Here is an 8,227-nt window from a genome sequence, read left to right as displayed (position 1 = left end):
AAAAACAAATTAATTAAAATTATGGTCTTTAAAGCCGAAAACCCAAATAATCACTATACAAAAAAAATAAAAGGACTTTTAAAATTTGACTTTGATGCAATTTTTAACGATGAAGACTTTGATGGAGACTCTTACAATTTAGCAATGTATGTAGCAGCTTATGCATTAATGCATAATAAAAATATTAAAGAAAACTATTGCTTTAGTGGTATTATCGATGAATCGCTAAAGATAAAAACGCCTAGTTTACAAGAAAAACAAAAATATGCAAACTCTAAAAATAAAATTTTAATAGGAGAAAACTTAAATTTACACGAAATCTTAAGCCAGGTATTTATGCCAGATCGGAAGTTAATTCTGGCAAAAAATGAGCAATTAAATGTCCCTGGCTTTAAAATCATAAATATTGGTAATATGCCTAAGGTTAATTGGACTTTAACTATAAAGCAAACGGCTAAATTTATCGAACCATTTGACGAAGTTGCTTTCAACTGCCCGGCAAGTTTTGCATTTGGTATTGGTGCTTATCTAGGTAGCATTTATCCATACAAAGTTTTGCATTTTCAAGCAGGTCAGTATTTGCAAGCTCTTGACACAGACCGTGATTTAAAGACCATAGATGATAATTTTAGCGACTTAGTTATAAGTAAACTAGAATCTGCACCAAAAGAATTAAATATATTGCTTCATTTCGCAAGCCATGAGCCTATAGCTCCAACAAAAAAACCCACTATAAAAATTGAAGCAAAAGTAAAAGGCAACATACCAATTGAAAATTACAAAGAACTAACACGCCAGATTAACAATGCAATAAACTATGTAAAAAGACAATATCAATTCAAAAAAGTTAATTTGGTGTTTTCTATGCCTGTTGCTATGGCTTTTGGCTTGGGCTGCGCAATAGGTAAATTCTTAAATGCAAGCGTTTATCATTATTTTTTTGACAGCGCAAGATACTTTAAAGTATTTAATTTAAGTGATTTGAGCTAATTACCTCGCCAAGCACCCAACCCATTGGTTTGTTATTTATATACCAAAAGGTTGTTTGAGAATCTAAAGTGTTTTTTTCTTCGCGTTGTTTTTCAGGATTAGAAGCATTAACATTTATCTTTCTGAAACCTGCAATGGATTTTGACAAAGCCCCTGCGTGTTTGCCTATTTTTAATATAAAATTATTGTCTTTAGTGCTTAAAGAGTAGTTAGTTGTTTCTTTTTCACACATCAAAACTTTATCTTTGTAGTTTGCCCTTATCCATTTTGCTAAAAGATTACCATTAAAATCATGCAGTGAATCCTTTTTTGGTGAGCTTGATCCTCTTATGTTAGCTATCTTACCCAGAATTTTGTCTAATTCATCAAAAAACTGATTTTTAAAAGTAATTGTTCCTTCAAAAGTGCTGCCTGGCATTGCACATTCTAAAAGCGCAGGAATATTGTTTTCTATGGTAGAACTTTTATTTATTGGATAGCAAATTTGTAAACTCGCTTCGCTTGGCAAAAAATCTGAAACCAAAACATGCTTTAGTATATCATTTTTTGCGTCATTTGGATTAAAAGTAGTGGTTAAAAGTGTTTCTAACAATTTACCTTTATCGTTATACTTATTCAAATCTGAGTTTCTTTCAATTAAGCTTTCAAGCAATTTTTTTCTTTGCTCACTGTCATTACATTTGTCTTCTTCTTTTGGCAAAAGTTTCCTAAAAATAACTTCAATAATTGCACTTCTTAGCGCGCCTTTAATACTTGATCCTGGTATATAGATTGTATCATTAAACGGATTTCTTATAAATTTATCAATAGGGGCTCTGCCAATTTCGTTTGGGGAGTTTTCTATATATTCTAAAGCTTTTTTATCAAGTTTTAGAGAATACCTATATAAACCTTTTGACTGTTCTCTTATAAAATTTATTAAACCAATACTTTTAGGCGTAAAGTTTTTAATTCTTCCTAAAAAATCATCATACAAGGTTTTATTTGAGTTGATTTTTTGAATAAATCTGTCATGATCTATAACATGCATCTCGTTTTTATCTATTATATAATCTGTTGGGTCATATGAGCTGCCATCTCCAATGTGTATGGGCGTTAACACTTTTAGTTTTATATTAAAAGTTTTACTTTTCATTATTCCTCCACATCCACAAATAATGGTAGTAGATATGCACCATGCTTATGGTTTTTATACTTAGAAACAGATAAGCTTTTGCCAAATATGGGCTTAAAGTTTTTAATCTTAAAAATAGATCCAGACTTAAACATTATTACAGGGTTTTTAAATGGATTTTTCAAACCATACCCCCCATGTTTTCCAAATTTGACAAAGGTTTTCCCAAAAAGCACCTCACAATCATCACAGGTTATACCACTGGATAAACTAATAAATGTTTTGGTTTGTTTTTCTTTTAGTAAATCAGGGTTATCTACCAGATTTGTAATTTTAAATCTGCCTTTTCCGATTGACTTATCTTTACCAAAACCGCTTTGACCAATGTAGTCAAAAACCTTTATAATACAATCTTTATCAATAAGCTTACTATCATATTTTACATAAATATCAATTCTTGCATCTTTGTCAAAAAAAACTTCTTCTGTCTGATATAAACCATTTTCCAAAGTAGTATTTGTTATTCTATCAATGCTGTTTCTCAAAATAACCTGGCGTTCCAGATAGGATTTTTTGTCTAAATCCACAGATTTTATTAATTTAACTGCGTCAAGCACATCTACATCTTTTAAGGCGCTGGCTTTAATAAACGCTAATTTTTTAAAGCGTTTAATGTCTGCATAATCACCAAATTTATCAATTGAGACAGGTTTTAATACTGGTATTGGTATATGATCTTCCAAAAAACCATCAGAAAAAACTGTAAAAGGTTTTTCTTGATTAATAAGGCTTTCTAGCTTTTCTACGCCATAAATGTAGCTATAATACCAACAAAATTGGCCAAAGATTGTATCACTTTGTAAGGCACTTGCAAGAGGGCTTGTAAATTTCAATGTAAGCTTAAGAGACTGCACTTTTATCTCCCTTAAGTTCCCAATTTTTGAACGAATCGTTATCTATTTTTATTTCATCAAATTTTTTATTGCTTCCTTCAATTGTAACATCTTTAAAACTTATTCTTCCATAGCCCCTCGAGGTAGAACCACCCAATGCATCATACTCAAGTAGCTTCATGCCCAAAAGTAAAAGTTCAAGGTTTTCTTCGTCTTGTTTATCAAAAACCTTATAAGTTACTTCAAAATCAAATTTTGCTCCTGCAGGAACTCTTTCTGTACTTCTTGGGCCAGCACCCGCAGCTGTGCCGCTTATTCTATCAATTGTCACTTCAGTTTTAATTTCTGTGTAGCCTATTTCTTCAAGTTTTTTATTATTTTCTTCACTAAGCTGGCAATCAGAAAAACTCGCCCTTGTAGGGCCACCTTTGTAATTCGGATCGTTTTTTCCATTACCAAAAATTCTTGCAATTGGATCATCGTCTTTGTCTTTTGTTGCAAAAGGCTTTGAATCTCTCACTCTACCTGTAGCCCACTCAAGAAGCGTTCTTATTTTACCTTTTATGGAAGAGCCAGGTATGTATGGTTTTTTTGTTATTGGATCTTTTATAACAGCGTTATCCACACCGCCTATATGAATACTGTCATTACCTGCACCTATGTGCAAACCGGTTTTTAACTCAATTTTTCCAGTAATTTTTACTATTTTTTCAAGTTTCATTGTGCATTACTCCTTTTATCTATTTTTTTAAATTTGGATATTTTTTTGTATAGGCAATAATCGCTTCAAATAGATCGCAAAAAACCTCAAATTCTCTTACTTTTGTAATATTTTCTATATTCATTTTAATAAAACTTTCGAAAGATTCATTTGCATTATTTCTGTTTTTTGAATAAATAACTTTTGGTATAAGCATTTTAAGATATGGCAAAATTTCAACAAATTTTGTCTCTTTATCACTTGCGCTGTCTAATTTTAATTTTAGTCTTAAAACTTCATCATAAAACTTTCTAATTTGGCTTCCTGTTATTCCGCCTTCTTTGCTAAAACTTTCTGTAATTTTATCGGCTGTTACAGAAAACAAATCATCTTTAACAATATCACTATTTGGTTCTTTAAAATAATCTTTCGGCGTTATGCCAGGGTATCTATTTCGATTTTCATTATGCTGATAAGGATTTTTTTGTCCACGATTGACATTTCCATAAAAATTTTCTCTTTCATTCATTTTAACTCCTCCCTTTTTCTGTTTTCATAAATATATTTGCTCAAAGGCACTAAAAAATCACCTTTATAGTCTTCAAAATATTTAACCATTAAAGATAAAAACTTTTCTATTACAGGATTTCTTTCTTCTTTGCTTTTTTGTTTAGCTACGTTTCTATAAATATTGTAAATCAAAAGAGGCTTCCATAATAAGTCTCTTGTTTTATTTGATTCTATCATTTTCAAATAAGTAAATAAATTATACTTAAACCCTTCTGAAACATCAGCTTCTCTAAAAATGTCATCTAAGTTTATTTCCATTAATTTATTGAATTGATCCCACTTCATAGTACGCTCAAATAATGTTATGGCATTTTTACCATTGTCTTTTTTGCTTTTTTCGAGGATTTCTTCGGCTTGTCTGGCCATCTGGTAAACTGGCACTTTGTCTTTTGCAAAATATATACCGCACGACAAGTGAAAGTCTTCATTTTTTGTGTATTGTCTTAAATGTTCGTTTATTTTTTTCGCTAATTCGATAATCTGGTTGAAAGGCCCAATAAGAAACAGGTCATCGCCGCCACTAAAAACGGTATAAATTGATCTAAAATTTGTTTTAATTTCATTTTGAAGCCAGCCTGTAAAAAAGAAATCAAGCATTCTGGATAGACTAACAGTTTTTGAAATACTTACATTTTCACCAAAACCACGTGCAAAAATCAAACCTAAATTATCCACATCCGCCTTAAGAATACCTAGAAAATCACTGCCTTTTTTATCTTTTATTGCATCTTTTGCAATTGCAGAAAAAGGTTTTATGTCGCCTTCCTTTAAACCTTGTACATCATCTAAATCTTTATATTTATCTATCTCATCTTGTGTTAAGCGTGGCACATAAGCTGCTATTTTACTTTTTGCAAGACCTCTAAATTCGTTTTCTAAGCCTATTTCAAAAGCAAGCAAAGCATTTTTTAAACTTTCAGCTTTATTTTCAAAAACCAAATGGTAATTAGAAAAAATTGGGATGCTTGAGCTTGTTTCATTTGTCGTAATAGCAAAAAACTTGTTTTTAACTAAATTCTCGCCAATTTTTTTCATTCTATGGCATACTTCACATATAGGTGTGTCCTCTATATATTGATTTGCTGGATGGTTGCCACAGATTCTACAAATGCCACCTTCTTTTATTGAATCCAAATAATCCTCAAATACAAAGTTTTTGATAACTGGCTTTAGCTTTTTTTCTTCCAATTTTTTAACAAGTTCTTCATAACGTTGGCTAAATTTGCTCTTTTTGTCATTTTTATCAATTAAAAAATCAGTACCGCAAAGCTCTATGTGGGCAATTGCAAATCGTGTTTGACCGTAATTCAACTTTAAAAACTCGTTGTTAACTTCGTCTGTTACTTCATTAATTATATGATCCAAATCTTTTGCATTATGTGATAAAATTGTAAATTTACCACCAGCATTCATAACAACCGAAGCTTTGGTTAAACCAAGCTTTTTGCAAATTTTATAGGCTACAAGTTCTGTTGATAGCGATACAAAAAATGACCTTGCTCTCAAAATTTTAGCTGCAAACTTATTTGATTCCCCTTGTTTGGAAAATATAAAATTCTGTATACCAGAAAAATCTCCTTGAATAAGCGCAAAGGCAGGTGTGGTATCATCTGGTTGCAAAATCTTACCTGATTGCTCAAAATACTTGTATAATGCTGCAGCAAAAGCGGCACTTACCCTCAAGTGATCAAAAAGAGAAATATCAGCTTTAGCCTCAAAAGATGAAGAGGGCACGCACCAGGCATACTTTTCAAGCAAATAATTTAAACCGTCATAAAAAATATCAAAATTTTCTATACCTTTTAATCTTTGCAAATCTGCCTTTAAGCCATTGTAGAGCGCTTCGTAATCTTTTGGCGTATTTTCAGATTTTACCTGCGGCTCTATATCAAACGATAAGGGCTTTAGTGAAAATGTGTAATCGTTTTTTTGGTTATTGTTAATTGAAACGGAAGAAAAAATGGAAATCAACTGTTCTTTTATGTAATCGCTTTTTTCTATCTGTGGTGTTCTTTCAAAACCGCTGGCAAGATGGTCTGCGTTTTTTATTATTTTATATAATGGTTCGTCAATGTCTTTGTGGTGATATGATGCAATATTAACTAAATTTGTCTTTTCATCTTCGAATCTCATGCTAAACTCTTTAATAAACCAATCTAAAAATTCTGCTGTATAGGCAGCGTGTATATAAGAGGGGTGTCCGTCTTTTTCTGGTGCGTATTCTTCTAAATTATATTTGTTTTCAATTGGTATTTTTGCCCTTTGAGAAATTTTGCCTATATCATGAAGTAAAGCAGCTAAACTAACTAATTCCACAGGCTCTAAATTCACTTTTAGACTCCTTTTTAACTATTTATTGTTGTAGTATACAAAATCCATATTTATAATGTCAAACAAAAAAATCAAAAATAACAGAATTTTCATAATTACCTATCCTTTGGATATTTTTTAGGTTGTTTTTATCTAATTGATATATGTAAATTTTATCTGCTGGTTTTTTAATTTTGCGCCCAAGCAATCCTATAAATTTGTTAAACTGTGAGTTCTTTACTTCTACTTCAAATACAGAATATTGGGTTCTAATTCCATATTCAAATAAAAATCGTGCTATTTTGTACCTATTTTTAGAGTCTGTTATATCATAAATTACAACGTAATTTTTTGTCATAACACATAATCCTTATTTAAATCTTCTGCTTTTCCAAGTTTAACGCTAAAAGCGCTCGAATTGGGCTCAAGTGGATATGTATAAATCACATCCTCTTTTAAATCAATAAACTTACTTAATTCTTCTAAAAGTTTACCTATCTTATAATTGCTCATTTCTACTTCAAAGCAAGACAACTGAACATTCAAACCTTTCTTTTTAATATAGCCAAAAACTTTTTTCCATCTTCTGGGATTTTTTATGTCATAGGTTATTAGAAATTTCATAAATCTTTTCCTTAAGATTTAATATAAATTTTACTGTTTGATCAATATATTCTCCATGTATAACTTTTTCGCTAAAAAGCTTAACATAAGACTTCAGTGCTTTTTCCTTCAAAAAACAGCCATTTTCGCTCAATACAAAATCGCTTGGATCAAAAAAAGCATTTTTGAAATTTTCAAACACAAACAAGGTTAGCCATGGTCTTGAAATCTCTATCAAATCAGAGCATAAACTAGCATGCTTACCTCTTTTTGTATGAAAAAAACTTAAATACGGGTCAAATCCATAAGACATGCTAATAGGCACAAGAAGACTATAATACATCGTGTATGTTAAAGATAGAACTGCATTAACAGGGTCTTTTGGTGGTTTATAATCTCTTTCGTTAAACTCGAAGTTTTCTGGTAGGAGGTTTTCTCTCATAAACTGAAACAATTTTGAATTCAAAGATCCATCAATTCCTAGCGCTTCTTGTAAATTTCTTGTACTTGCATTGGATATTAAACTTTTTATATAAATACTTCTATTGTATGCTGACTCATTAAGACCAAGTATATAACCCACACTTTTTGCTTTTTCTTTTAACAAAAAATTTACTAGATGAATTTTTGATTGCTGTGAGAGCATAATTTTATATTGGGCCAGTCTTAAAGAATAATCGCTTCCAATATGTTCAGGTATAATTGCCGTAATAAGCTTGCCAAATTGATTTAATAAAAACACACACTTACCAAATGTGTTTAAAAATTTAATTGTAGGTGTTGTGATGTTAATACCACCTAGCAGAAAAACATGTTCAATAGAACCGATTGGAAATTCAAATTGACCATTTTCATTATATACACATATGTTATTGTTTTTTCGTGAAACTATGCTTTTTGGTGTCGCAACAAACAATAAGCCTTTCATTTTGTTACCCTCAATTATAAAAACGAAAAATTTTCTAATTTTAGACAATAGCTAAAATTTTAATTAATCACTCGATTAATCCTTGTACATAACATTTTTATTACATGATTTTTTTACTT

Annotated in this window: 9 protein-coding genes; 1 reads left to right on the top strand and 8 read right to left on the bottom strand. The window is 30.7% G+C overall.

Annotated features, from left to right (window positions below; genetic code table 11):
- Positions 1 to 990: SAVED domain-containing protein (locus tag Q0C22_RS00830; RefSeq protein WP_291490195.1), on the top strand; the 990-nt coding region annotated here is incomplete at its 5' end.
- On the opposite strand, the gene csm5 is transcribed toward Q0C22_RS00830, so the two are convergent.
- The 8 genes from csm5 to cas1 are packed head-to-tail and all read right to left on the bottom strand — an operon-like array spanning position 968 to position 8,108.
- On the bottom strand, positions 968 to 2,125 hold the full coding sequence (csm5, locus tag Q0C22_RS00825; RefSeq protein WP_291490194.1) for a type III-A CRISPR-associated RAMP protein Csm5: 1,158 nt from the start codon (positions 2,123 to 2,125) through the stop codon (positions 968 to 970). The two genes, Q0C22_RS00830 and csm5, sit on opposite strands and share 23 nt — an antisense overlap.
- The gene (locus tag Q0C22_RS00820) at positions 2,125 to 3,018 is read right to left on the bottom strand and encodes a hypothetical protein (protein ID WP_291490193.1); all 894 of its coding nucleotides are present in this window, start codon (positions 3,016 to 3,018) and stop codon (positions 2,125 to 2,127) included. The genes csm5 and Q0C22_RS00820 overlap by 1 nt, the downstream gene beginning before the upstream one ends.
- Positions 3,005 to 3,718 carry a type III-A CRISPR-associated RAMP protein Csm3 gene (csm3, locus tag Q0C22_RS00815; protein WP_291490192.1) on the bottom strand — a complete coding sequence of 238 codons (714 nt, stop codon included), beginning with the start codon at positions 3,716 to 3,718 and terminating at the stop codon, positions 3,005 to 3,007. The genes Q0C22_RS00820 and csm3 overlap by 14 nt, the downstream gene beginning before the upstream one ends.
- Before the next feature lie 19 nt (positions 3,719 to 3,737).
- Positions 3,738 to 4,226 (bottom strand): type III-A CRISPR-associated protein Csm2, encoded by a 489-nt coding sequence (csm2, locus tag Q0C22_RS00810; RefSeq protein WP_291490191.1) that lies wholly within the window; start codon positions 4,224 to 4,226, stop codon positions 3,738 to 3,740.
- Positions 4,223 to 6,598, bottom strand: coding sequence for a type III-A CRISPR-associated protein Cas10/Csm1 (cas10, locus tag Q0C22_RS00805; RefSeq protein ID WP_291490190.1), 2,376 nt, complete (start codon positions 6,596 to 6,598; stop codon positions 4,223 to 4,225). The genes csm2 and cas10 overlap by 4 nt, the downstream gene beginning before the upstream one ends.
- Before the next feature lie 58 nt (positions 6,599 to 6,656).
- Positions 6,657 to 6,935, bottom strand: coding sequence for a CRISPR-associated endonuclease Cas2 (gene cas2 / locus Q0C22_RS00800; RefSeq protein ID WP_092128500.1), 279 nt, complete (start codon positions 6,933 to 6,935; stop codon positions 6,657 to 6,659).
- The gene (gene cas2 / locus Q0C22_RS00795) at positions 6,932 to 7,201 is read right to left on the bottom strand and encodes a CRISPR-associated endonuclease Cas2 (RefSeq protein ID WP_291490189.1); all 270 of its coding nucleotides are present in this window, start codon (positions 7,199 to 7,201) and stop codon (positions 6,932 to 6,934) included. Before cas2 (Q0C22_RS00795) ends, cas2 (Q0C22_RS00800) begins: the two co-directional genes overlap by 4 nt.
- Positions 7,179 to 8,108: a CRISPR-associated endonuclease Cas1 gene (gene cas1, locus Q0C22_RS00790; protein WP_291490188.1), complete on the bottom strand. Its 930-nt coding sequence runs from the start codon at positions 8,106 to 8,108 to the stop codon at positions 7,179 to 7,181. Before cas1 ends, cas2 (Q0C22_RS00795) begins: the two co-directional genes overlap by 23 nt.
- Positions 8,109 to 8,227 lie beyond the last annotated feature (119 nt).

The organism is Desulfurella sp. (genome assembly GCF_023256235.1).
GTDB lineage: Bacteria > Campylobacterota_A > Desulfurellia > Desulfurellales > Desulfurellaceae > Desulfurella.
Note: the sequence above shows the minus strand (reverse complement) of the source record. Positions and strands in the feature narration are given on the sequence as shown.

Bases quoted from the DNA above. Each gene is read 5' to 3' on its own strand.
- cas2 (WP_092128500.1), bottom strand. From the start codon at position 6,935: ATGACAAAAAATTACGTTGTAATTTATGATATAACAGACTCTAAAAAT.
- csm3 (WP_291490192.1), bottom strand. From the start codon at position 3,718: ATGAAACTTGAAAAAATAGTAAAAATTACTGGAAAAATTGAGTTAAAA.
- cas1 (WP_291490188.1), bottom strand. From the start codon at position 8,108: ATGAAAGGCTTATTGTTTGTTGCGACACCAAAAAGCATAGTTTCACGA.
- cas2 (WP_291490189.1), bottom strand. From the start codon at position 7,201: ATGAAATTTCTAATAACCTATGACATAAAAAATCCCAGAAGATGGAAA.
- csm2 (WP_291490191.1), bottom strand. From the start codon at position 4,226: ATGAATGAAAGAGAAAATTTTTATGGAAATGTCAATCGTGGACAAAAA.
- csm5 (WP_291490194.1), bottom strand. From the start codon at position 2,125: ATGAAAAGTAAAACTTTTAATATAAAACTAAAAGTGTTAACGCCCATA.